Consider the following 21,326-nt stretch of genomic DNA (forward strand, 5'->3'; position numbering starts at 1 on the left):
CATGGCTCGTTCTATAAAGAAAGGCCCATTTGTTGATCTGCACCTCCTGTCCAAAGTGGAGACCGCGCGTGCGACCAATGACAAGCGACCTATCAAGACCTGGTCGCGACGCTCAACGGTATTGCCGGATTTCATTGGCTTGACGATTGCCGTGCATAATGGAAAGCAGCACGTTCCGGTATATGTTACTGAGAACATGGTTGGGCACAAGCTCGGCGAGTTTTCTCATACACGTACTTTCAAGGGGCATTCCGGCGATAGAAAAGCGACTGGAAGGAAATAGGAATAATCATCATGGAAACAACTGCTGTATTGCGCGGAGTCAGGTTGTCCGAGCAGAAAGGCCGGCTCGTTGCGGATCAGATCCGTGGACTGCCGGTGGAGCGCGCGCTCAATCTGCTTGCGTTCAGTCCCAAAAAGGCTGCGGTCATCATTCGTAAGCTTCTCGAATCAGCTATCGCAAATGCCGAGCATAACGAGGGGGCTGACATAGATGAGCTGAAGGTGTCCAGGATATATGTCGACAGAGGGCCGTCTCTCATGCGTACCAGTGCGCGCGCCAAGGGGCGGGGCAATCGCATTGTCAAGCCAACTTGTCACATTCTTCTTACTGTTGGCGATAAAGCCAGCAACAAAAAATAAGGCTGAACAGGCATTATGGGACAAAAAATACATCCGACAGGTTTTCGGCTTTCCGTCCTGAAGAACTGGTCATCCAAATGGTATGCCAACGGAAAAAATTTTCCCGGCATGCTGAACGAAGACATCAAGGTTCGGGAATATTTGAAAAAGAAACTGGCGCATGCGTCTGTCGGTCGCGTGGTTATCGAACGGCCATCGAAGAATGCGCGTATCACGATCTACAGTTCACGCCCTGGGGTAGTGATAGGCAAGAAAGGCGAGGATATCGAAGTTTTGCGGGGGGCGCTGCAAAAGCTCATGGGTGTCCCGGTGCATGTAAATATCGAAGAAATCCGCAAACCGGAAATTGATGCGCAACTGATTGCCGACAACATCGCACAGCAACTGGAAAAGCGCATCATGTTTCGCCGTGCAATGAAGCGTGCCATGCAGAATGCGATGCGCCTGGGTGCTCAGGGTATCAAAATCATGAGTTCAGGCCGGTTGAACGGTATTGAAATTGCTCGTACCGAATGGTATCGGGAAGGACGTGTGCCCCTTCATACACTGCGGGCCGATCTCGATTATGGAGTCTCCGAGGCCAAGACAACCTATGGCGTGATCGGAATCAAGGTCTGGGTATTCAAGGGTGAAGTGATAGGTCGAGGTGAGCAGGCAGGCGCGGGCACAGCCGCAACGCAGACCCTGCCTCCAGGGGGAGAACCGGAAACCAGGCGTCCGCCGCGAAGGCCAGCGGGAAGAGCAGATGCCAGATCGGACGGGAAAGCTGGTGAGAAGAAAGCTCCCAGAAAGTCTGACAGCAGTTCTGAGGAATCCGCCACAAAGCCGGCAAAGAAGCCAGTAAAGCCAGGAGTGAACGATGCAGCAGCCAGCTAGAACAAAATATCGCAAGCAGCAAAAAGGGCGGAACAAGGGCATTGCAACCCGGGGTGCCAAGGTGAGTTTTGGCGAATACGGCCTCAAGGCCGTAGGACGGGGACGTTTGACAGCCCGGCAGATCGAGGCTGCGCGGCGTGCGATGACCCGCCATATAAAGCGGGGCGGCCGTATCTGGATTCGTATTTTTCCGGACAAGCCTATTTCACATAAACCTGCCGAAGTCAGGATGGGTAACGGAAAAGGTAATCCAGAGTATTTTGTGGCAGAAATTCAGCCAGGCAAAGTGCTATATGAAATGGACGGCGTCGATGAGGTGCTGGCTCGCCAGGCATTCCGGCTCGCAGCTGCCAAGCTTCCGATCCTGACAACTTTTGTTGTACGACAAGTAGGCGGTTAATCATGAAATCCAGAGCCAAGGAACTGAGAAACAAGAATTCCGTGGAATTGCAGCAGGAGTTGCTGGAGTTGCTGAGGGCGCAGTTTGGTCTGCGGATGCAGCATGCAACCCAGCAGTTAAGCAATACTTCCCAACTGAGCAATATTCGTCGGGATATAGCGCGTACCAGAACCATTCTTAGCCAGAAGGCAAGGCAGTCATGAGCGAAGCGAATTTAAACCGTACTCTTAGCGGAAAAGTGGTAAGCGATAAAATGGATAAGACTATTACTGTTCTGGTTGAACGTAAGGTCAGACACCCGCTTTACGGAAAGATTATGGTTCGCTCCAAAAAATATCATGTTCATGACGAAACCAATGAGTTTCACACCGGGGACATGGTGGTGATAGAAGAGTGCCGTCCATTATCCAAAACAAAAGCCTGGCGTGTCGTCAAGTTGATGCAGAAAGCCGAGCAGGTGAGTTGATTACGAGCAAAACCGGGTTTGGGAAGTATTTTCTTCCTTGTTTTTGTAATCCGGTTGTCTTATAATTCTGCCTCTTCATTTTTCAGATATCTTAATTTTTTTGCGGCCGGTAAGTGCTGGCGGCATCGTAACCCGAACGGGTTCCAATACTATCCTAGCCTTTGGTTCGGCTGGAAAAGTTGGAGAGAGTGAGTAAATCATGATCCAAATGCAATCGATTCTGCAAGTCGCTGACAACACCGGCGCACGGTCGCTTATGTGTATAAAGGTATTAGGCGGTTCCAAGCGACGTTATGCCGGTATTGGCGATATTATAAAAGTCAGCGTAAAGGACGTAGCGCCTCGTGGTCGCGTCAAAAAAGGTGAAGTGTACAACGCAGTCGTAGTACGAACTTCAAAAGGGGTGCGTCGCGCGGATGGATCATTAATCAAGTTCGATGGCAACGCCGCGGTACTGTTGAATGCCAAACTGGAGCCAATCGGCACGCGTATTTTCGGTCCTGTTACACGTGAGTTGCGTACCGCACGTTTCATGAAAATTGTTTCGCTCGCACCTGAAGTACTATAGGGCGCGAGATAAGGAATCAAACATGAGCAAAATAAAGAAGGGAGATGACGTAGTTGTCATCGCCGGCAAGGACAAAGGTAAGCGTGGCACAGTGCTGCGCGTCATGAAGCCGGATCTTGTGGTCGTTGAAGGTGTCAATCGCCTCAAGAAGCATCAGCGACCCAATCCGAATAAAGGTGACACGGGTGGAATCGTCGAAATGGACAGTCCTATCCAGGTTTCAAACATTGCAATCTACAATCCCGCAACCCGGAAGGCAGACCGGATAGGTTTCAAAACCGTCGAAGGAAAAGGCAAGGCCCGCTGCTTCAGGTCGAATGGGGATCTGATCGATGCCTAAGGGTTAAGGCCCAAGGGTTAGGGGAAAACAATATATGGCACGTTTACAAGAATATTACCGTAGTACTGTAGTCCAGCAGTTGATGGAGCAGTTTGGCTATAAGTCCGTGATGGAAGTGCCGCGCATTCGCAAAATCACCCTCAATATGGGTGTGGGCGAGGCGGTCGCGGACAAAAAAATCATGGATAACGCCGTGGGCGACATGCAAAAAATTGCGGGCCAGAAGCCTGTGGTGACGAAAGCTAGAAAATCCATTGCCACCTTCAAGGTTCGGGATGGCTATCCGGTAGGTTGCATGGTTACGCTGCGCCGCATTCGCATGTACGAATTCCTGGACCGCCTGGTGAATATCGCTATACCGCGTATTCGGGACTTTCGCGGTATTTCCGGTAGATCGTTCGATGGACGTGGCAATTATAATATGGGTATAAAGGAGCAGATCATTTTCCCTGAGATCGAATATGACAAAATCGATACGTTGCGGGGGATGAACATCACGATTACCACGACTGCAAAGACAGATGCGGAAGCAAAGGCATTACTGGCGGCATTCAAATTTCCATTTAAAAACTGAGGGCGCATGGCCAAGGTAGCTGTTATTAACCGTGATCTGAAACGTCGGAAAATCGTAAAAAAATTCGAAGCGCGACGTGCTGAACTATTGGCAATCATTAATGATGCCAGCGTAGGTGAGGAAGATCGTCATTCGGCCAGGATCAAGTTGCAGATGTTGCCCCGCAATGCCAGCCCAGTGCGGCTGCGCAACCGTTGCTCGCTCACAGGCCGTCCTCGGGGGGTATACAGCAAGTTTGGGTTGGGTCGTGGCAAGCTTCGTGATATCGCCATGAGCGGAGAGATTCCGGGCATCATCAAGGCGAGTTGGTAGACGAGTGAGGGTAATAATTAATGGTGTTTGATTCAAGGAATCGAACAGGCCGTGTAAATTTATGGATCAGATCCATTATGGTCAATGTGGTTTCAAGGATTTCGTATTCGCCGGTAACGAAAGTCGGATTTCCAGAGGTATTCTAGATGAGCATGAGTGATCCCATTGCAGACATGCTGACGCGGATTCGTAACGCGCAGCTGTCTGAAAAAACATCTGTCGTAATGCCTGCCTCCAAGCTCAAAGCAGCTATTGCTCAAGTGCTGAAGGATGAGGGGTATATCGAGGATTTTATAGTTCATGAGGCCGACGGAAAATCGATACTGGATATCAGTCTGAAGTATTACGCAGGACGTCCGGTAATTGAAAAAATAGAGCGTGTCAGTCGTCCTGGTTTGCGGATATATAAAGCCAGTAACAAACTTCCCAACGTAATGAATGGCCTAGGGGTGGCAATCGTATCGACGTCGAAAGGCGTAATGACGGAAAGAAAAGCGCGCGCAAATGGTGTAGGCGGCGAAGTGTTATGCATCGTGGCATAAGGATATAAAAAATGTCTCGAGTGGGTAAAAATCCTGTTTCAGTTCCGGCAAATGTCGAAGTCAGGCTATCCGAGTCAGAAGTAGAGGTAAAGGGTCCGTTGGGTATCCTGCGTCGCGAGCTTGTTTCGGATATTTCGATTGAGCGCAAGGGCGAAAACCTGGTAGTGAAAGCAGCAAATGATTCCAAGCATGCCAACGCAATGTGGGGGACAACGCGCGCGCTGATCGCCAATATGGTGAAAGGCGTTACCACCGGTTTTGAGAAAAGGCTGACTCTGGTTGGCGTAGGATACCGCGCTCAGGCTGCGGATAACGTCCTTAATCTGACGTTAGGATTCTCTCATCCAATCGCCCACAAGATGCCCGAAGGTGTCAAGGTCGAGACTCCCAGCCAGACCGAGGTTGTCATCAAGGGCATGGATAAGCAGCAGGTAGGACAAGTGGCTGCGGACGTGCGTGCTTACAGGGAGCCGGAGCCATACAAAGGCAAGGGCGTGCGCTATGCGGACGAAGTCATCGTCCTGAAGGAAACGAAGAAAAAATAGGGTAAATATGCCGAATTCCATAGAATCCCGTTTACGGCGTGCGCGGCAGACGCGTGCCAAAATTGCTGAATTGAAGGTGGTGCGACTGGCAGTTCATCGCAGCAATTCTCATATTTATGCGCAGTTGATAGACGGCTCTGGTAGCAAGGTGCTCGCCAGCGCATCTACTCTGGAGCCGGAGCTGCGCAAGGAGCTTCCCAATGGGGGAACGGTTACCGCAGCGGCAGTCGTGGGTAAAAGGGTTGCAGAGAAGGCTCGGGGTCTCGGCATTGAGACGGTTGCGTTCGACCGTTCAGGCTTCAAATACCATGGGCGTGTGAAAGCATTGGCTGACGCTGCCCGTGAAAACGGCCTCAAATTCTGAGTGAGGAACGATAATGGCTAAAATGCAGGGGCGGATGCAGGGCAAAATGGCTCCAGGAGACGACCGCGGAGATGGACTCAAGGAAAAAATGGTGGCCATCAATCGCGTTACCAAGGTGGTCAAAGGAGGACGCATTCTGGGCTTCGCCGCTCTGACGGTTGTCGGGAATGGCGATGGTGGCGTGGGTATGGGTAAGGGTAAATCGCGCGAGGTACCCGTAGCGGTACAAAAGGCGATGGACGAGGCGCGCCGCAAGATGATCAAGGTGAGTCTCAAGAATGGAACGCTCCAGCACCCGGTAATCGGCCGGCATGGCGCGGCCAAGGTGTACATGCAACCAGCATCCGAGGGAACAGGCATCATTGCCGGCGGACCCATGCGCGCAATATTTGAAGTAATGGGTGTACACAATATCCTGGCCAAATGTATTGGCTCGACCAATCCATACAATGTCGTCCGTGCGACTCTCAATGGCCTGCAGGCGATGAACAATCCTGCTGAGATAGCCGCCAAGCGAGGCAAGAGCGTCGAAGAGATTCTGGGGTTGGAAAAATGACGCAAAATCCGAAGAAGATAAAAGTAACCCTGGTGAAGAGTCTGATTGGAACGAAACAGGCACATAGGGCAACCGCCCGAGGATTGGGGCTACGTCACATTAACAGCAGTGTGGAAGTGGAAGATACCCCGGCGGTGCGAGGCATGATCAATACCATTTATTACCTCGTAAAGAGTGAGGTTTAGATGCAACTGAATTCCATTAAACCAGCCCCTGGCGCCAAGCATCCAAAGCGCCGGGTAGGTCGTGGTATCGGCTCCGGTCTTGGCAAGACCGCCGGTCGAGGACATAAGGGACAGAAATCCCGCGCGGGCGGTTTTCATAAAGTCGGCTTTGAAGGGGGTCAAATGCCCTTGCAACGGCGATTGCCCAAGCGCGGCTTTGTTTCACCCACAAAAAAGAATGATGCAGAGGTGCGCCTGTCAGCGCTTGGCAGAATACCGGGCGATACCATCGATATCCTGATCCTGAAGCAGGCAGGACTCGTTTCCGGTTCCGCCCTGAACGTCAAGGTAATACTTTCGGGAAAGATCGAGCGCGCAGTGAAGCTTCAGGGCATCCCGGTGACCAAGGGCGCGAAAGCAGCCATTGAAGCTGCCGGCGGTAGCGTTGAATAAGTACGAGAGGATATATATTGGCCGCTAGCGACTCCCTGCGGGGACTCTCCGGAAAACTCGGTGACTTGAAGCGACGGTTATGGTTTTTGCTGTTCGCATTGGTTGTCTACCGTATTGGCGCGCATGTGCCGGTGCCCGGTATTGATCCGGTTGTACTGAAGGATCTGTTCGAATCGCAGCAGGGCGGCATCCTGGGCATGTTCAACATGTTTTCTGGTGGCGCCCTATCCCGCTTTTCGATATTTGCCCTGGGCATCATGCCGTACATTTCGGCATCGATTATCATGCAGTTGGGCACCGTGGCATTCCCTTATCTCGAGGCACTGAAGAAAGAGGGTGAGTCAGGGCGCAGAAAGATTACCCAGTACACCCGGTATGGTACTCTCGGTTTGGCGCTGGTTCAGGGTTATGGCATCTCGATCGCACTACAGTCCCAGCCTGGCCTGGTGATCGAGCCCGGCCCGATGTTCCTGCTGACCACGGTTATAACATTGGTGACAGGCACCATATTTCTCATGTGGCTGGGAGAACAGATTACCGAACGCGGCATTGGCAACGGAATTTCGCTCATCATATTTGCCGGGATCGCTGCAGGTCTTCCTAGTGCAATTGGAGGCACGCTGGAGCTGGTGCGAACGGGCGCCATGCACTTTCTGGTGGCGCTTGGAATTTTCGTGGCGGCTACGGTTGTTACGGGATTCGTTGTCTTTGTCGAGCGGGGGCAACGCAAGATACTGGTGAATTATGCAAAGCGTCAGGTCGGACGTAAGGTTTATGGCGGTCAAAGCTCTCACTTGCCGCTTAAGCTGAACATGTCCGGCGTGATTCCGCCGATCTTTGCTTCCAGCATAATATTGTTTCCCGCTACGCTGGCTGGTTGGTTTTCGACGGGGGAATCAATGGACTGGCTGAAGGATATAAGCGGGGCGCTATCGCCCGGTCAGCCGGTTTACGTGATCATGTACGCGGCCATGATCATATTCTTCTGCTTTTTTTATACGGCGCTGGTGTTCAACCCCAAAGAAACTGCGGAGAACCTGAAAAAGAGCGGAGCATTCATTCCTGGCATTCGACCAGGTGATCAAACGGCACGATATATCGAGCGCATCATGTTACGCCTTACGCTCACCGGCGCGATCTACGTAACGCTCGTGTGTCTGTTGCCGGAATTTTTGATTTTGAAGTGGAATGTTCCATTTTATTTTGGTGGAACTTCCCTGCTTATTATCGTCGTGGTAACGATGGATTTCATGGCCCAGGTGCAAGCCTACATCATGTCTCACCAGTATGAGAGCCTGTTGAAAAAAACCAACTTCAAGGGCGGTGGCGGATTGCCGGCGAGATAAAGTGCATCAAGGATAGGATGGCAAAGGAAGAAACCATACAAATGCAGGGCGAGATACTGGAAACGTTGCCGAATGCGACGTTTCGGGTCAAGCTGGAAAACGGACATATAGTGCTGGGACATATTTCCGGCAAGATGCGGATGCACTACATTCGGATTCTGCCGGGAGACAAGGTAACGGTAGATCTGACACCATACGATTTGAGCAGGGCGCGCATTACGTTTCGCGCCAAATAGCCGGAGAGGGGTAAATAATGAAAGTACTGGCATCAGTAAAAAAAATTTGCCGGAATTGCAAAATTATCAGACGCAACCGGATAGTGCGAGTGATTTGCACAGATCCGAGGCATAAACAGCGTCAGGGTTGATTCGGCTACGCATTCTAAGAGTTATAATCCAAAATTTTTGTAGGAAAACGTATGGCCCGTATTGCTGGAGTAAACATCCCCAATCATCAGCATGCTGAAATTGCGCTGACAGCAATTTATGGCATTGGTCGTGCGAGAGCTCGTGAGATTTGTGAGGCGTCTGGAATAAGCGTATCGACCAAGATGAAAGACGTAACCGACGCGCAAATGGACAAGTTGCGGGACAACGTCGCGAAATTTGTGGTCGAAGGCGATCTCCGGCGGGAAGTTTCAATGAATATCAAACGCTTGATGGACCTCGGCTGCTACCGGGGATTGCGTCATCGTCGTGGTCTCCCGGTACGGGGGCAGCGTACCCGCACGAATGCCAGGACGCGGAAGGGACCCAGGAAGGCCGTCCGTGCTTCCAGCGCCAAGGCAGGAAGATAAATTTTAGCAGCCAACCGAATGGCAGGGCAGAAGGATAGATCAATATGGTAAAAGCAGCCACGCGAGTACGCAAGAAAGTCAAGAAGAATGTAGCAGAAGGTATTGCGCATGTACATGCTTCGTTTAATAACACTATTGTGACGATAACGGACCGTCAGGGGAACGCGCTATCGTGGGCTACTTCCGGAGGGGCAGGTTTTAAGGGGTCCCGCAAAAGTACACCGTTTGCCGCCCAGGTTGCAGCCGAGCAAGCCGGCAGGGCTGCACAGGAATACGGGGTAAAGAACCTCGAAGTGCGTATAAAAGGTCCGGGACCAGGGCGGGAGTCCGCAGTGCGTGCACTGAATGCAGCCGGTTTTAAAATTACCAGTATTTCGGATGTGACGCCCGTTCCACATAACGGCTGTCGGCCGCCGAAGAAACGTCGTATTTAAGGAGTTACTGTGGCGAGAAATCTTGATCCCAAATGCCGTCAATGCCGACGTGAGGGTGAGAAGCTGTTCCTTAAAGGTGAGAAATGTTTTACCGATAAGTGCGCTATTGAGCGCCGAAATTACGCGCCCGGGCAGCACGGCCAGAAAAGCGGTCGTCTATCGGACTACGGCGTGCAACTACGCGAAAAGCAGAAGCTGCGCCGGATATATGGAGTGCTGGAGCGTCAATTCCGTAACAGTTACGAGCTTGCGGAGAGGCAGCGCGGCGTTACCGGCGAAAATCTTCTCCAATTACTGGAATGCCGGCTTGACACGGTTTCCTATCGCATGGGGTTTGGTGCATCGCGGTCCGAAGCACGTCAGATTGTCCGTCATAACGGGATTCTGGTAAATGGCAGGAGAATCAATATTCCTTCCTATCAGGTAAAACCGGGGGATGTCATAGAGGTTACAGAGAAGGCAAAGAATCATTTGCGCATCAAGGCATCCGTGGAAGCTGCCGAGCAGCGGCACTTTCCGGAATGGCTGGAGGTGGACACTAAAGCCATGAAGGGAACTTTCAAGAACAAACCCGAGAGATCCGACTTACCGTCAAGCATTAATGAATCTCTCGTAATTGAATTGTATTCCAAGTAATGAGTTGCCACGTTTCCGCAAAAGGATCAGGCTATGCAAAGTAACACCTTTCTTACGCCGCGTATTATCGATGTGCAGAATATATCACCGCTCCATGCCCGAATCACCATGGAGCCGTTCGAGCGCGGCTATGGCCATACGTTGGGCAACGCGCTACGACGTATCCTGCTTTCATCGATGCCGGGATTTGCGCCAACAGAAGTTCAGATCAGTGGTGTCGTCCACGAATACTCGGCCCTGGACGGCGTGCAGGAAGACGTGGTTGATATCCTGCTCAATCTCAAGGGTATTGTCCTGAAATTGCACAACCGTACAGAGGCACTTCTGACCCTGAGCAGAAAAGGGGAGGGAACGGTTACTGCGGGCGATATCGAGGGAGGACATGATGTCGAGATCATTAATCCCGACCATATTGTTGCCCACCTTACGGCCGGCGGCAAGCTGGATATGCAGATCAAGGTGGAAATGGGACGGGGCTACGTGCCTGGAACTGTCCGCCAGTTGGCGCGCGAAAGTCGCACTATCGGCAGCATTCTGCTGGATGCATCTTTCAGTCCTGTACGGCGAGTAAGTTATGCCGTGGAAAGCGCACGGGTTGAACAACGTACCGATCTGGACAAGCTGGTCATGGACATCGAGACCAACGGTGTCGTTGATCCCGAAGAAGCGATCCGATATGCGGCAAAAGTCCTGGTTGAGCAACTCTCCGTATTTGCGGACCTCAAAGGCACGCCGTTGCCCGTGGAACAGCCGAAATTACCTCAGATTGATCCGGTACTGCTTCGGCCGGTGGATGATCTTGAGCTCACCGTACGTTCCGCGAATTGCCTCAAAGCGGAAAATATATACTATATTGGCGACCTGATTCAGCGGACGGAAACCGAGCTATTGAAAACCCCCAATCTGGGACGGAAATCCTTGAACGAAATCAAGGAAGTACTTGCTTCTCGTGGGTTGACACTGGGTATGAAGCTGGAAAGCTGGCCACCTGCCAATCTTGATAAGGGTAAAAAGGATACAAGTCATGCGGCACCATAATGGACTAAGGAAGCTTAATCGCACGAGCAGTCACCGCTCGGCCATGTTGCGGAACATGACCAACTCGCTGTTACGGCATGAGATTATAAAAACGACTTTACCCAAGGCCAAAGAGTTGCGTCGAGTTATTGAGCCGATGATAACGCTGGGGAAGAAACCGTCGCTGGCTAATCGTCGACTTGCATTTGACCGGTTGCGGGATCGTGACATGGTTGGAAAACTGTTTAGCGAACTGGGTCCTCGCTACCAGACTCGCAATGGCGGATATCTGCGTATTCTCAAGTTTGGATTCCGAAAGGGCGATAACGCACCTATGGCGCTGGTTGAATTGATGGACCGCCCGGAACGGCCAGCCACGGACACGGAAGGTTAGGCAAGTTAGGCAGTTTTTGGAAGAAAAAAGCCGGGTCACCCCGGCTTTTTTGTATTACCCTATTATAATTTACAGCGGACGACATAAGATCCAGATTCCGGTCATGTGCGTCAGGCTGTTCGGATATACGAAGTCTGCATTCCGATTTTATACCGAAGTTGCGTCTATCCCGGAATCCGCATCTAAAGACACAATTAATTTTTTCCTGTTCAGATAGGACGGCCCTGATGGAACTTGCAGATTGGACTGATGAGGAACTTAATTCGGTCCGTGAGAAACTACAAACCTGGTGTGTTAAACGGCAGGAGCCCACATGGGCGAACAGATTCCTGAACTGGACGGGATTCATGGGCGCTTTTTCTGTTCTCACCGGGCTCATGGATATGTTCTTCGGGGGACCGGCAGCAGTAAATGTCCTTCTGGTTGTTCTCGGGACTCTTGCATGTTTTTCATGGTACAAGGGTGATAAACAACAAAAGAAGAATATCCAGTTTCTCGAAAAACTTGACCAGGAAATTGCCCGCCGCGGTGGTAAGAGCAAAAAAAATGCACCTGTTGTCAGAGACGCCGAGAAACATATCTCATAATGGAGCCTTATAACCGGTATCTCCTTTTTCGGGTCGCCGGGTGATCACAGGAAGGCGGACTTGGAGCAGGGCGAAAACAGGGAAGTTTTTGCATCTCTTTGCCAGTTCCTCTGGATGCAAGGACAACTGATACCTCTTATATATGACCTCAGCCATGAGGTTTATTCAGACCAGGGCATTACATTGCCAACATTGAAAGCACTGGAAGCAGCTGGTTTGATATCTGTGAACCCAGCGGGATATGTAAAGAAAGGGCTTGGTCAACACACACGTTTGTTTTATTTCGGACGACCGACAAAAGTACGATTCCTCGAGGAAGCCGGCAATCAACTTGATCTTGGTCATGTGCTCCTGACAGATAAAGGAAAAGCGCTGGCAATAACGAACTGTGACGTGCAGAGTAATCAACGGTTTTATGAATATGTAGTCGAAAAGTGGCTTCAACAGGGACTGGCGGTGTCCTCCATTCTCCGAAAACAGTGATTTGACTATTTTTCCTTTTTTCTGTCGGCTTCGAGTAGTACGCAGATTTTCTTTTTCTTCAAACCAGGTAGGTGTCAAGCCCTGTCAGCAGCAAATCATATTGCGCTTCGACCAACTCCTTGATCACCATTGCCGGCATGCCTCCAACCACATTGCCTTCCAATGCCAGCCAGCCTATTGCGTCCATTGGTCCGAGGCTCACTACATAACCTAAATCCCGATGAAGGTAAGGCTCAAGCAATCGCAAGGCGCCTGAGTGACGCAGTATATTCCGGGCGGAAAGCATTCCTTTTCTTACCGCGGATTGGGCAGTCATAGTATTGGAGCCTGGAGCACGATAGATGCAGCAATCTCCCGCCGCAAAAATGTTCGGCAACACCGTGCCTTCAACCACTACCTGTCCAAAGATGTTGGCAGAAAATGGTGTTTCCAGCTTTTTACCAATGAACAGGAAGGAGATTGAGGAGGGCATAGTAAACTCGCGCCCCGTCAGGTTATCTCCCAATAGAATCTGCTCCCCCTGTTGTCCGAGATAACGGGTATCAGGAAAAAATTCGATCCCCAGTTCGGTCATCTTGGACTGGGTATAGGTGGAAAAACCGATGGGGAACTGGTTGAGTACCCGGTTCTCGCCATGGACAAGACGCAGATTGCACCCGATTTGATAGCGCTTGAGGAAATGAGCGATTTCAAAAAGAAATTGAATTCCCGTTGCTCCCCCGCCTATCACTGAAACAGATCGCCCGATTGCACCGGGTTGGTTTAACCACTCATGGAACAAATCGGAACCCGATATTGCCATGAAGTCGAGCAGATCAAAGACATTCTCCGGTTTATTCACCTGCATTACAGGAGAGCCCGAGGCGAGGAGCAGATAGTCAAATTCCAGTATTTCATTATTGACTTCAAGGAATCTATTGCTCTGCCACTGCCGCAGAACCGGTTCACTCGGGTTCAATTCCGCGCAAACGTGGCGGCAGCCAAAACGATTTTCCAGCGTGGAAAACGGAATCAGGAAATCGTCCAGTGGATATCGGAAAGTCTCGTGCAGATGAGTGATCTTGAGATGTTCGAACCGGGGATCAATGATGACGACATCAGCTTCCGGCATGTGACGCAAGAGGGTAACCAGTGCCGCGATGCCGGAATAGCCTCCGCCGACCACGACAATCTTGAGTCGCTTCAATCTAGGTATGTAAAATGGCAGAAAGGGCACGTTCTTCCTTGAAAAGACGATAAAGTCGCGTATTTCTTGTGTTTCTCCGATATAGATTCGTTCTCTAAACCGGTAGTGCTGGCAGCTTGGTAGCCGGTTTTCATTTCATCTATTATCCGTCATTATCCGTCGGGCAAATTCGCTCTGGTTAAAACATGAGTGACATGTTTTTTGGAATTGCCTCCCGATTCCAATTTTCGATTGCCCACATCCAGAATGACCTCAAGCTGCTCTCGCTTACTTCCGGCGGTGGCGTCTGGCCGAGAAACCGGATGGCTTTCACGAGCTGCAAAACGGGATGCGAAATGTCCACTGGCGCTGCCTGTGTCTGTTTACTGAGTTTTTCGCCCCGTGCGTTGACCACCACTGGGAGGTGCATATAGAAGGGGATGGAGTAGCCTAGTAGTTTTTGCAGGTGAATCTGCCGGGGAGTCGAGTTCAGTAAATCACCTCCCCGCACCACGTGCGTAATACCCTGTTCAGCGTCATCCACCACGACCGCCAGCTGGTAAGCAAAAACCCCGTCTGCGCGACGTATCACAAAATCGCCTATGTCGTGCTGGAGCCGTTGTTGCCGTATGCCTTGTACTGCGTCTTCAAATTCAATCAGATCATTATTTGTATATAGTCGCCATGCACCGGAAAATTCTGGTTCATGTTTGCGGTCGCGGCAAGTTCCGGGGTAGACAGGCCCTTCTATCCCAAGAACCGAGGAATCGGCAATTTCCTTACGGCTACAACTGCAAGAGTAAATCAGATCCTGCTTATCAAGTGCCCTCAAAGCCGCCTGATAGGCGTCCTGTCGTCGTTCTTGATATACCACTGGGCCATCCCATTCCATCCCAAGGAGATACAGGGTATTCAAAATCTCTTCTGAAGCACCTGGAATTTCCCGCGCCGTATCGAGATTCTCGATTCTGACCAGCCATTCGCCGCCCCGTGATTTTGCCTCCAGATAGCTGCCTACAGCAGTGACAAGAGAGCCAAAATGCAACGGTCCGGTAGGAGAGGGTGCAAACCGACCACGATAGACCGGCGAGAGAGGGAAGGCATTTTCCACCCGTTAATCCTGATTAATGGAGTCTCACAATATCCATTGAACCATCAGGTTCCTATTCTCCAATCGCTCTATTCAGGGGAGGTAACATGATGAGTATACTCAAATAACGAAACATATGGGATCGAGTTACTATGATCTTGCCGAATAGGCAGAGAAACCAGGTATGGGAAAGAACGAAATTCTATAACCTCTTTAGCAAGGTGGGCTTATACTGCCGAAACCCCGAAACTAGAACTGGAACTGGAATTTCTCGGCAGCTCATGGAAGGCGGTGATTTCAGCTTATGCGATTTGCCCATGTTGGGATTTCAGAAGCAGGATGTGCATTTTGGCACGAAGTTTGCCCTATTTGCTCTCTGACAAACTGCTTGACTTAAGTGCGGGACGGGGAGTAGTCTTTACGGGCTTATGGGTATGTAAAGTACTGGTAGTGGCAATATAGGTGGTACCAGGGAGGGATTTGGGGTATGGTCTGGTTGCCGCTATTTAGCGCTACCGGTATTGGGAAGTAAGCGACAGTTTGTTGTTTGTTCTTGCAAGCCATTTTTTGGGTAGTGGAAGCGGCAGCAAGCGGATATCGGAAGTTGGAAGTATCAGGCAGCATGAAGGGCAAGCGCTTCTGCCGGGGTTGGAGAGGGAGGAAGCGGCTGCTGGAAGCAAGGCAGTACTTGATTAACAAGATAGCAGGAGGAAGCAAAATGGCAACAACGATGGGAACGTCGAGCCAGGCCAAGACGAGTGGCCGGGACTACGACATGTCGCTGTGGTATGACTCGAAGTGGTACAAGTTTGGTCTGATCACGATGCTGGCGGTAGCGATATTCTGGATCTGGTACCAGCGCACGTTTGCCTACTCGCACGGGATGGACTCGATGGAACCCGAGTTCGAGAAAGTGTGGATGGGCTTGTGGCGTGTGCACATGATCGTGATGCCGCTGTTTGCGCTCATCACCTGGGGGTGGATCTGGAAGACGCGCGACACCAAGGAGCAGTTGGACAATCTTGATCCGAAGCTTGAAGTCAAGCGCTACTTCTACTGGATGATGTGGCTGGGCGTATACCTGTTTGGCGTGTACTGGGGCGGCAGCTTCTTTACCGAACAGGACGCCTCCTGGCACCAGGTCATCATCCGTGACACGAGCTTCACGCCAAGTCACGTAGTAGTGTTCTACGGCTCCTTCCCGATGTACATCGTCTGCGGGATAGCGAGCTACCTGTATGCGATGACACGCCTGCCGCTGTATTCGCGCGGCACCTCGTTCCCGCTGGTCATGGCCATTGCAGGGCCGCTCATGATCCTGCCGAACGTAGGGTTGAACGAATGGGGCCACGCCTTCTGGTTCATGGAAGAACTCTTCAGCGCACCGCTGCACTGGGGCTTCGTGATACTGGGCTGGTCGGGATTGTTTGCAGGCGGGATTGCGGCCCAGATCATCACCCGCTACTCCAACCTGACGGACGTCGTCTGGAACGGCCAGAGCAAAGTCATCCTCAACAACCGCATCGTACCGTACGACAAGAAGTTTTAGGATTGACTCGCTGCCATACGCAGTGAGATACGCAGTGAGCAGCACCTGGCCGCATCGCTCCCGCACGGAAGAGCGATGCGGCCAGCGGTAACACAACCAGGCAAGCTCAAGCAATGCGAGGCGGCGGCACCTGGAGCAAAAGGGGAAAGGAGCCGCTGAACCTGGGAGCAGCAAGGAAGCAGCAAGGGATTCATGCAGGATTTATCCAGTCATGTAGACCCTTGCTGAATCACGAGGTTCCCTGGAACTCGCAGCAACAATTGACAGTTTTAGTCGCGTAACATTTGAGGGAGGGTGCGATGAGCAGAACAGATGAAATACTGAAGGCGGCGAAGATGCCGCCTGAAGCGGTAAAGATGTCCAGGATGATAGACGTGATTTACTTCCCGATTCTATGCATTCTTCTGGTTGGAACCTACCACATGCACTTCATGCTGCTGGCGGGTGACTGGGACTTCTGGCTTGACTGGAAGGACCGGCAATGGTGGCCGGTGGTAACCCCGATCGTAGGGATCACCTACTGCGCTGCCATCATGTACTACCTGTGGGTGAACTACCGCCTGCCGTTCGGGGCCACCCTGTGCGTGGTGTGCCTGCTGACGGGCGAATGGCTGACCCGCTTCTGGGGCTTCTACTGGTGGTCGCACTACCCCATGAACTTTGTATTCCCCTCCACCATGATTCCTGGCGCGCTGGTGATGGACACCGTCATGCTCCTGACGCGCAACTGGATGATCACGGCTCTGGTTGGCGGTGGCGCCTACGGCCTGTTGTTCTACCCTGGCAACTGGACCATCTTCGGCCCGACCCACCTGCCGCTGGTGGCAGAAGGCGTGCTGCTCTCGGTAGCCGACTACACGGGCTTTCTGTATGTCCGTACCGGCACCCCTGAGTACGTGCGCCTGATCGAACAAGGGTCGCTCAGGACCTTTGGCGGTCACACCACGGTTATTGCCTCCTTCTTCTCCGCGTTCGTCTCCATGCTCATGTTCACCGTCTGGTGGTACTTTGGCAAGGTCTACTGCACCGCCTTCTACTATGTCAAGGGTGCGCGCGGCCGTGTCAGCATGCAGAACGACGTGACGGCATTTGGCGAAGAAGGCTTTGCCGAGGGGATCAAATAATGAACGCAAAGAACCTGTTCAAGAAGAGCATTGCAGGATTCTGCAGTATTGCCGCCCTGGGACTGGCGCTGACGCTTGACATCCAGCCGGCGGCAGCGCATGGAGAGCGTTCGCAGGAACCGTTCCTGCGCATGCGCACCATCCAGTGGTATGACATGAAATGGGGCCCCGAGACCACCAAGGTCAACGACATCGCCACCATGACCGGCAAATTCCACCTGGCCGAAGACTGGCCGCGCGCGGTGGGCAAGCCTGGTCGCGCCTTCTTCAACGTAGGCAGCCCCAGCCCCGTGTTCGTGCGCCTGTCCACCAAGCTCAATGGCGAGCCCACCTACATCTCCGGACCGATGGAGATCGGGCGCGACTACGCCTTTGAAGTCAGGCTCAAGGCCCGCATTCCCGGACGCCACCACATGCACGCCATGGTCAACATCAAGGACGCAGGCCCGATTGCAGGTCCTGCCGCCTGGATGAACATCTCCGGCAGTTGGGACGACTTCACCAACCCGGTGAAGCTCTTGACGGGCGAGACCATCGACACCGAGACCTTCAACTTCAGCAACGGCATCTTCTGGCACATCCTGTGGTTGTCCCTTGGCGTCTTCTGGATCGGCTACTACGTAGCGCGGCCCATGTTCCTGCCAAGGAGCCGGGTGCTGCTGGCCTATGGAGACGAGCTCCTGCTCGACCCCATGGACAGGAAGGTAGCGTGGGTGGTGCTGATTCTCACCTTTGGCATTGTCTGGGGCGGCTATCGCTACACTGAGAACAAGCATCCCTACACGGTGCCGATCCAGGCGGGCGAATCGAAGGTCGAACCGCTGCCGGTGAAACCCAACCCGATCGCAATCAAGGTCACGCACGCCAACTACGACGTGCCGGGACGCGCCTTGCGGGTGACGATGAGTGTGACCAACAGCGGCGACAAGGCCTATCGCATCGGGGAATTCACCACTGCGGGCGTGCGCTTCATCAACAAGGTGGGCTTGAAGCACCTGGACCGCGGCTATCCGAAGGAACTGGTGGCCACCGGCCTGTCGTTTGACAGCGATACGCCGATCCAGCCTGGCGAGACGCGCGAAGTCAAGATGGAAGCGAAAGACGCGCTGTGGGAAGTGCAACGGCTGATGGCGCTCCTGGGTGACCCGGAAAGCCGCTTTGGCGGACTTCTCATGACCTGGAGCGATGACGGCGATCGCAACATCAACAGCATCGCAGGTGCGGTCATCCCGGTCTTCACCAAGCTCTAAGGTCAAACCCCGGGGTCAGCCCCTATAGGGTCAAACCCTGGAATCAACCTTAAGCAGCCTGGCTCCTGCCCTGATCAGGGTGGGAGCCGGGGAAAAAGACTGGAATATGGCAACACGCAAACACCGGTCCGCCACCGTTACAGACGGCAAGGTGGATCGGTGTTTTTTTTGCCATTTTTAGCTTTCTCTATTAATTTCCCTATAAGCTCTCCAAGAGATCCGGAAGCCAACCCCTTAAAGCCATAGTATATAGCCGCTTAATTTCGATAATATCGACTGTAGACAGCGGAAAGTGGCAGAGATGCTACAGAAGTGTCTTATTTATTCATAAGACATTTGATACGAACGACGGCAGGTTGTCCTAAAGGGAGGATGTTGCTACCTTATCCGCTTTCTCTCGCGTGGAAAGGGAGTTGAGTGACATATCCGCGAAAGCATCGGCAATTCGTCGAACACCAGCTCGAATCTGGTATTCGTTGAGGGAAGAAAAACCTAACACGAGCGTACGAACGCTATAGCGACAGCCACCGTAATCATAGCCCGTACCCCCTCCGATCGAGTAGATTCTTACTCCATGACGTAACGCAATTGTCTGAAGCTGAGCTGCGGGTGGGTAGTGATCAGGAAGATGCCACGCCAGATGCAGACCACTCTCAAGCCCGCTAAGGCGGACTGCGCCAAAATGTTCCCGTAGTGCTTCCACGAGACAATCACGGCGCTTACCATACATATTTCGCATGCGTCTCAGATGGTTGCCGTAGGCGCCGCTGCGGATAAACTCGGCCATGGTCGCCTGATCCAGCCAGGCATGTCCATTGTTAAGCAGAGCTTTCGCAGAACGGGCAGCAGGAATCAATGCTTTGGGTACCACCAGATAGCCTAGTCGTAGGCCCGCCCCCATGGATTTGGAGAATGTACCCAGGTACATGACACACCCATAATCATCGAGCCCCATGAGGGCTGTCAGGGGCGATCCGCGATATCGAAAATCTGAATCGTAATCGTCCTCTATGATGAATGCCCCGCAACGCCGCGCCCAATCCAGAAGCTTCAACCGCCGCTCAATGGGCAAGGTGAAGCCCAGGGGAAATTGATGAGAAGGGGTAACAAATAAAAGTGCAACTCCCTCCCTTGGTAGTTGTTCAACGTCGAGTCCTGCCTCATCCACAGGCACGGGAATCAATTTTGCATAGTAACTCTCGAAAAGAGAAGTGGCTCCGTGGTAGCAGGGATTTTCCGTTGCAACCATTGTTCCCTCTTTTACAAGGAGGCGAGCAGCAAGATTCAATCCTTCCTGAGAACCAGCGGTAACGATTATCTGATCTGACGAAACGCTGATACCTCGCGCGACTCCAAGGTGGGCAGCGATGACTTCCCGTAGTTCCGATAGTCCACCGGGATCGCAACATTCCTCGAAGTGCATATTTGCAGACATGAATGTCTTATTTACAAAGCGGCGCCATATCTTATGGGGAAACAGGTCGAGACCAATGCGGTCCGGGCAAAAATCAAAATCGAGATGCTGAATATTATTGTTGGCGTGTATGTGGCCGATAAATGGAATTACTGGCCGTTTGACAAGCTCTTCGTCACCGGGAGAGGAGGGAGTTACCCTACGGGTGGCAGAAAGACAGGTTTCAGGAAGCTCAAGGTTTACATACGTTCCAATTGCCTTCCGGGCCTGAAGATAGCCCTCGGCAATCAAGCGATCATAAACCAGCAAAACAGTGTTACGGGAAATACCCAGCTGTTCGGCAAGCACACGGCTTGCCGGGATGAGTGTACCGGGTTTTAGTTTACCTCCCAGGATAAGGTGGCGTAACTGGTCAAAAATCTGGCCTTGCAGCGATTGACGGCTGTTGTGGTCGAGTTCAATGGGAATTGCCATATATATTCATGGCGGCAGGTACGCGCGCTGGATTTCTGTTCCAGGTAAATTATTAATTCTGACATATTTTTATAATTAACGTAAGCCTACATACCATATCAGCCGCTCTCACTCATTTATGAGAGCGGCTGATTGAGGGCTGCCTATATACGAAGCGAGTGCTTACTCCTCGTCTTCCTCTTCCTCGTCGTCCTCATCCTTCTTTTCGGGCTTGAGCACCATCTTGCCCTGCTTGATGCTCTCGTTCAGGTCGGTTTCTGCAACCTCCTTGTGCACCAGGTTCTGGTGACAGTCGATGCAGGTGGCCCCTTCCGTCTCCATCTTCTTGTGCGCAGCCTTGGCATCCGCTCCAGGAGGCTGCGGATTCCGGTGGCAGGCGCGGCAGGTGCGGCTGTCCCACTTCTTGAGATTCATGCGCGCATCGTGCGCCATGATCAATCGACGCTCGTTGAATTTCTCCAGCGTGGAGTAGTCGTTGACCGTCTCGAGATAGAGCTCGCGCGCCCCATCCACCACATGGGTCGCCACCGCCAGATGGAAGTTCTGCAATCCCTGCGGGATGTGGCAATCCTTGCAGCCAGGGTTGGCGCCAAGAGCGCCATAGTGCGAGGATTCCTTCAACTCCTCGGCCGGATAAGTCATGGAGTGGCAACTGGTGCAGAATTCGGTGGTGGAGACGGCCGCTTCGCCGCCCAATACCACCGCCACCATCACCACCCCCAAGAGTGTGCCTACCAGGAGGGCACTGCCTGTCTTCATCGCCAT

Annotated in this window: 33 protein-coding genes; 29 read left to right on the plus strand and 4 right to left on the minus strand. The window is 52.3% G+C overall.

All coding sequences use genetic code 11. From position 1 onward, the window contains the following. Position 1 precedes the first annotated feature (1 nt). From rpsS to ACZ5BW_RS04245, 26 genes are all read left to right on the plus strand, one after another. Positions 2–283: a 30S ribosomal protein S19 gene (gene rpsS / locus ACZ5BW_RS04120; RefSeq protein WP_464542807.1), complete on the plus strand. Its 282-nt coding sequence runs from the start codon at positions 2–4 to the stop codon at positions 281–283. A gap of 11 nt (positions 284–294) precedes the next feature. After that, complete coding sequence (gene rplV / locus ACZ5BW_RS04125; protein ID WP_011380128.1) at positions 295–642, plus strand: 50S ribosomal protein L22; 348 nt, start codon at positions 295–297, stop codon at positions 640–642. Positions 643–657: 15 nt separating this feature from the next. Then, complete coding sequence (gene rpsC, locus ACZ5BW_RS04130) at positions 658–1,518, plus strand: 30S ribosomal protein S3 (protein WP_113067109.1); 861 nt, start codon at positions 658–660, stop codon at positions 1,516–1,518. After that, positions 1,502–1,918 (plus strand): 50S ribosomal protein L16, encoded by a 417-nt coding sequence (gene rplP / locus ACZ5BW_RS04135; protein WP_011380130.1) that lies wholly within the window; start codon positions 1,502–1,504, stop codon positions 1,916–1,918. Before rpsC ends, rplP begins: the two co-directional genes overlap by 17 nt. A 2-nt stretch (positions 1,919–1,920) precedes the next feature. Then, a complete protein-coding gene (gene rpmC, locus ACZ5BW_RS04140; RefSeq protein ID WP_464542812.1) occupies positions 1,921–2,121 on the plus strand; it encodes a 50S ribosomal protein L29 in 201 nt (66 codons plus the stop codon). Continuing rightward, the gene (rpsQ, locus tag ACZ5BW_RS04145; RefSeq protein ID WP_074971971.1) at positions 2,118–2,384 is read left to right on the plus strand and encodes a 30S ribosomal protein S17; all 267 of its coding nucleotides are present in this window, start codon (positions 2,118–2,120) and stop codon (positions 2,382–2,384) included. Before rpmC ends, rpsQ begins: the two co-directional genes overlap by 4 nt. A 199-nt stretch (positions 2,385–2,583) precedes the next feature. Next, on the plus strand, positions 2,584–2,952 hold the full coding sequence (gene rplN, locus ACZ5BW_RS04150) for a 50S ribosomal protein L14 (protein ID WP_011380133.1): 369 nt from the start codon (positions 2,584–2,586) through the stop codon (positions 2,950–2,952). A 22-nt stretch (positions 2,953–2,974) separates the two neighbouring features. Then, on the plus strand, positions 2,975–3,292 hold the full coding sequence (gene rplX / locus ACZ5BW_RS04155; protein ID WP_464542816.1) for a 50S ribosomal protein L24: 318 nt from the start codon (positions 2,975–2,977) through the stop codon (positions 3,290–3,292). Positions 3,293–3,326: 34 nt separating this feature from the next. Beyond that, positions 3,327–3,866 carry a 50S ribosomal protein L5 gene (rplE, locus tag ACZ5BW_RS04160; protein ID WP_464542818.1) on the plus strand — a complete coding sequence of 180 codons (540 nt, stop codon included), beginning with the start codon at positions 3,327–3,329 and terminating at the stop codon, positions 3,864–3,866. A 6-nt stretch (positions 3,867–3,872) separates the two neighbouring features. Next, positions 3,873–4,178, plus strand: a complete 306-nt coding sequence (rpsN, locus tag ACZ5BW_RS04165; protein WP_464542820.1) for a 30S ribosomal protein S14 — start codon at positions 3,873–3,875, stop codon at positions 4,176–4,178. 146 nt (positions 4,179–4,324) lie between these two features. Next, a complete protein-coding gene (gene rpsH, locus ACZ5BW_RS04170; protein WP_464542822.1) occupies positions 4,325–4,720 on the plus strand; it encodes a 30S ribosomal protein S8 in 396 nt (131 codons plus the stop codon). Positions 4,721–4,731: 11 nt separating this feature from the next. After that, positions 4,732–5,265, plus strand: coding sequence for a 50S ribosomal protein L6 (gene rplF / locus ACZ5BW_RS04175; RefSeq protein WP_464542824.1), 534 nt, complete (start codon positions 4,732–4,734; stop codon positions 5,263–5,265). 7 nt (positions 5,266–5,272) lie between these two features. Continuing rightward, positions 5,273–5,629 (plus strand): 50S ribosomal protein L18, encoded by a 357-nt coding sequence (rplR, locus tag ACZ5BW_RS04180; protein WP_074746762.1) that lies wholly within the window; start codon positions 5,273–5,275, stop codon positions 5,627–5,629. A 13-nt stretch (positions 5,630–5,642) separates the two neighbouring features. Further along, positions 5,643–6,185: a 30S ribosomal protein S5 gene (gene rpsE, locus ACZ5BW_RS04185; protein WP_074971960.1), complete on the plus strand. Its 543-nt coding sequence runs from the start codon at positions 5,643–5,645 to the stop codon at positions 6,183–6,185. Then, a complete protein-coding gene (rpmD, locus tag ACZ5BW_RS04190; RefSeq protein WP_464542827.1) occupies positions 6,182–6,370 on the plus strand; it encodes a 50S ribosomal protein L30 in 189 nt (62 codons plus the stop codon). Before rpsE ends, rpmD begins: the two co-directional genes overlap by 4 nt. Next, positions 6,371–6,802 (plus strand): 50S ribosomal protein L15, encoded by a 432-nt coding sequence (gene rplO, locus ACZ5BW_RS04195; protein ID WP_133668255.1) that lies wholly within the window; start codon positions 6,371–6,373, stop codon positions 6,800–6,802. It abuts the gene before it with no gap. A gap of 17 nt (positions 6,803–6,819) precedes the next feature. Next, complete coding sequence (gene secY / locus ACZ5BW_RS04200; RefSeq protein WP_074708386.1) at positions 6,820–8,148, plus strand: preprotein translocase subunit SecY; 1,329 nt, start codon at positions 6,820–6,822, stop codon at positions 8,146–8,148. A gap of 17 nt (positions 8,149–8,165) precedes the next feature. After that, entirely contained in the window at positions 8,166–8,384 is a 219-nt protein-coding gene (gene infA, locus ACZ5BW_RS04205; protein ID WP_011380144.1) for a translation initiation factor IF-1, read from the plus strand. A gap of 17 nt (positions 8,385–8,401) precedes the next feature. Continuing rightward, a complete protein-coding gene (gene rpmJ / locus ACZ5BW_RS04210) occupies positions 8,402–8,515 on the plus strand; it encodes a 50S ribosomal protein L36 (protein ID WP_074746766.1) in 114 nt (37 codons plus the stop codon). Between the two features lie 51 nt (positions 8,516–8,566). Then, complete coding sequence (rpsM, locus tag ACZ5BW_RS04215) at positions 8,567–8,944, plus strand: 30S ribosomal protein S13 (protein ID WP_074971954.1); 378 nt, start codon at positions 8,567–8,569, stop codon at positions 8,942–8,944. A gap of 44 nt (positions 8,945–8,988) precedes the next feature. Beyond that, positions 8,989–9,378, plus strand: coding sequence for a 30S ribosomal protein S11 (gene rpsK / locus ACZ5BW_RS04220; RefSeq protein ID WP_011380146.1), 390 nt, complete (start codon positions 8,989–8,991; stop codon positions 9,376–9,378). A gap of 9 nt (positions 9,379–9,387) precedes the next feature. Further along, the gene (rpsD, locus tag ACZ5BW_RS04225; protein ID WP_464542834.1) at positions 9,388–10,014 is read left to right on the plus strand and encodes a 30S ribosomal protein S4; all 627 of its coding nucleotides are present in this window, start codon (positions 9,388–9,390) and stop codon (positions 10,012–10,014) included. 33 nt (positions 10,015–10,047) lie between these two features. Continuing rightward, a complete protein-coding gene (locus tag ACZ5BW_RS04230) occupies positions 10,048–11,052 on the plus strand; it encodes a DNA-directed RNA polymerase subunit alpha (RefSeq protein ID WP_464542836.1) in 1,005 nt (334 codons plus the stop codon). Then, positions 11,039–11,425, plus strand: coding sequence for a 50S ribosomal protein L17 (rplQ, locus tag ACZ5BW_RS04235; RefSeq protein ID WP_074971948.1), 387 nt, complete (start codon positions 11,039–11,041; stop codon positions 11,423–11,425). The genes ACZ5BW_RS04230 and rplQ overlap by 14 nt, the downstream gene beginning before the upstream one ends. Positions 11,426–11,652: 227 nt before the next feature. After that, a complete protein-coding gene (locus ACZ5BW_RS04240; RefSeq protein WP_464542839.1) occupies positions 11,653–12,012 on the plus strand; it encodes a hypothetical protein in 360 nt (119 codons plus the stop codon). 60 nt (positions 12,013–12,072) lie between these two features. After that, positions 12,073–12,495, plus strand: a complete 423-nt coding sequence (locus ACZ5BW_RS04245; RefSeq protein ID WP_464542841.1) for a hypothetical protein — start codon at positions 12,073–12,075, stop codon at positions 12,493–12,495. A 58-nt stretch (positions 12,496–12,553) separates the two neighbouring features. Here the strand turns inward: ACZ5BW_RS04245 and ACZ5BW_RS04250 are convergent, their stop codons facing one another. After that, entirely contained in the window at positions 12,554–13,681 is a 1,128-nt protein-coding gene (locus tag ACZ5BW_RS04250) for an NAD(P)/FAD-dependent oxidoreductase (RefSeq protein ID WP_464542843.1), read from the minus strand. A gap of 178 nt (positions 13,682–13,859) precedes the next feature. Then, positions 13,860–14,771, minus strand: a complete 912-nt coding sequence (gluQRS, locus tag ACZ5BW_RS04255; protein ID WP_464542846.1) for a tRNA glutamyl-Q(34) synthetase GluQRS — start codon at positions 14,769–14,771, stop codon at positions 13,860–13,862. Positions 14,772–15,468: 697 nt separating this feature from the next. On the opposite strand from gluQRS, the gene ACZ5BW_RS04260 reads away from it, so the two are divergent. The 3 genes from ACZ5BW_RS04260 (at position 15,469) to ACZ5BW_RS04270 (ending at position 18,673) form a co-directional block, all read left to right on the plus strand. Then, positions 15,469–16,299 (plus strand): methane monooxygenase/ammonia monooxygenase subunit C, encoded by an 831-nt coding sequence (locus tag ACZ5BW_RS04260; RefSeq protein ID WP_464540292.1) that lies wholly within the window; start codon positions 15,469–15,471, stop codon positions 16,297–16,299. Positions 16,300–16,598: 299 nt separating this feature from the next. Next, positions 16,599–17,423, plus strand: a complete 825-nt coding sequence (locus tag ACZ5BW_RS04265; protein WP_464540290.1) for a methane monooxygenase/ammonia monooxygenase subunit A — start codon at positions 16,599–16,601, stop codon at positions 17,421–17,423. Beyond that, positions 17,423–18,673, plus strand: coding sequence for a methane monooxygenase/ammonia monooxygenase subunit B (locus ACZ5BW_RS04270; RefSeq protein ID WP_464540288.1), 1,251 nt, complete (start codon positions 17,423–17,425; stop codon positions 18,671–18,673). The genes ACZ5BW_RS04265 and ACZ5BW_RS04270 overlap by 1 nt, the downstream gene beginning before the upstream one ends. 361 nt (positions 18,674–19,034) lie before the next feature. Here ACZ5BW_RS04270 and pdxR read toward each other — a convergent pair whose 3' ends face one another. Both pdxR and ACZ5BW_RS04280 read right to left on the minus strand, forming a co-directional pair. Then, entirely contained in the window at positions 19,035–20,561 is a 1,527-nt protein-coding gene (pdxR, locus tag ACZ5BW_RS04275) for a MocR-like pyridoxine biosynthesis transcription factor PdxR (RefSeq protein ID WP_464542849.1), read from the minus strand. A gap of 162 nt (positions 20,562–20,723) precedes the next feature. Next, complete coding sequence (locus ACZ5BW_RS04280; RefSeq protein ID WP_464541062.1) at positions 20,724–21,326, minus strand: NapC/NirT family cytochrome c; 603 nt, start codon at positions 21,324–21,326, stop codon at positions 20,724–20,726.

This window comes from Nitrosospira sp. TNL300, from assembly GCF_055385915.1.

Bases quoted from the DNA above. Each gene is read 5' to 3' on its own strand.
- rpsE (WP_074971960.1), top strand. From the start codon at position 5,643: ATGGCTAAAATGCAGGGGCGGATGCAGGGCAAAATGGCTCCAGGAGAC.
- pdxR (WP_464542849.1), bottom strand. From the start codon at position 20,561: ATGGCAATTCCCATTGAACTCGACCACAACAGCCGTCAATCGCTGCAA.
- rplV (WP_011380128.1), top strand. From the start codon at position 295: ATGGAAACAACTGCTGTATTGCGCGGAGTCAGGTTGTCCGAGCAGAAA.
- rplE (WP_464542818.1), top strand. From the start codon at position 3,327: ATGGCACGTTTACAAGAATATTACCGTAGTACTGTAGTCCAGCAGTTG.
- rpmJ (WP_074746766.1), top strand. From the start codon at position 8,402: ATGAAAGTACTGGCATCAGTAAAAAAAATTTGCCGGAATTGCAAAATT.
- rpmC (WP_464542812.1), top strand. From the start codon at position 1,921: ATGAAATCCAGAGCCAAGGAACTGAGAAACAAGAATTCCGTGGAATTG.
- rplR (WP_074746762.1), top strand. From the start codon at position 5,273: ATGCCGAATTCCATAGAATCCCGTTTACGGCGTGCGCGGCAGACGCGT.
- rplP (WP_011380130.1), top strand. From the start codon at position 1,502: ATGCAGCAGCCAGCTAGAACAAAATATCGCAAGCAGCAAAAAGGGCGG.
- rplN (WP_011380133.1), top strand. From the start codon at position 2,584: ATGATCCAAATGCAATCGATTCTGCAAGTCGCTGACAACACCGGCGCA.
- infA (WP_011380144.1), top strand. From the start codon at position 8,166: ATGGCAAAGGAAGAAACCATACAAATGCAGGGCGAGATACTGGAAACG.
- ACZ5BW_RS04230 (WP_464542836.1), top strand. From the start codon at position 10,048: ATGCAAAGTAACACCTTTCTTACGCCGCGTATTATCGATGTGCAGAAT.
- ACZ5BW_RS04260 (WP_464540292.1), top strand. From the start codon at position 15,469: ATGGCAACAACGATGGGAACGTCGAGCCAGGCCAAGACGAGTGGCCGG.
- rplF (WP_464542824.1), top strand. From the start codon at position 4,732: ATGTCTCGAGTGGGTAAAAATCCTGTTTCAGTTCCGGCAAATGTCGAA.
- rpsH (WP_464542822.1), top strand. From the start codon at position 4,325: ATGAGCATGAGTGATCCCATTGCAGACATGCTGACGCGGATTCGTAAC.
- rpsS (WP_464542807.1), top strand. From the start codon at position 2: ATGGCTCGTTCTATAAAGAAAGGCCCATTTGTTGATCTGCACCTCCTG.
- rplQ (WP_074971948.1), top strand. From the start codon at position 11,039: ATGCGGCACCATAATGGACTAAGGAAGCTTAATCGCACGAGCAGTCAC.
- ACZ5BW_RS04240 (WP_464542839.1), top strand. From the start codon at position 11,653: ATGGAACTTGCAGATTGGACTGATGAGGAACTTAATTCGGTCCGTGAG.
- ACZ5BW_RS04280 (WP_464541062.1), bottom strand. From the start codon at position 21,326: ATGGCGATGAAGACAGGCAGTGCCCTCCTGGTAGGCACACTCTTGGGG.
- rplO (WP_133668255.1), top strand. From the start codon at position 6,371: ATGCAACTGAATTCCATTAAACCAGCCCCTGGCGCCAAGCATCCAAAG.
- rpsM (WP_074971954.1), top strand. From the start codon at position 8,567: ATGGCCCGTATTGCTGGAGTAAACATCCCCAATCATCAGCATGCTGAA.
- rpsQ (WP_074971971.1), top strand. From the start codon at position 2,118: ATGAGCGAAGCGAATTTAAACCGTACTCTTAGCGGAAAAGTGGTAAGC.
- rpsN (WP_464542820.1), top strand. From the start codon at position 3,873: ATGGCCAAGGTAGCTGTTATTAACCGTGATCTGAAACGTCGGAAAATC.
- rpmD (WP_464542827.1), top strand. From the start codon at position 6,182: ATGACGCAAAATCCGAAGAAGATAAAAGTAACCCTGGTGAAGAGTCTG.
- rpsK (WP_011380146.1), top strand. From the start codon at position 8,989: ATGGTAAAAGCAGCCACGCGAGTACGCAAGAAAGTCAAGAAGAATGTA.
- rplX (WP_464542816.1), top strand. From the start codon at position 2,975: ATGAGCAAAATAAAGAAGGGAGATGACGTAGTTGTCATCGCCGGCAAG.
- rpsC (WP_113067109.1), top strand. From the start codon at position 658: ATGGGACAAAAAATACATCCGACAGGTTTTCGGCTTTCCGTCCTGAAG.
- ACZ5BW_RS04265 (WP_464540290.1), top strand. From the start codon at position 16,599: ATGAGCAGAACAGATGAAATACTGAAGGCGGCGAAGATGCCGCCTGAA.
- ACZ5BW_RS04270 (WP_464540288.1), top strand. From the start codon at position 17,423: ATGAACGCAAAGAACCTGTTCAAGAAGAGCATTGCAGGATTCTGCAGT.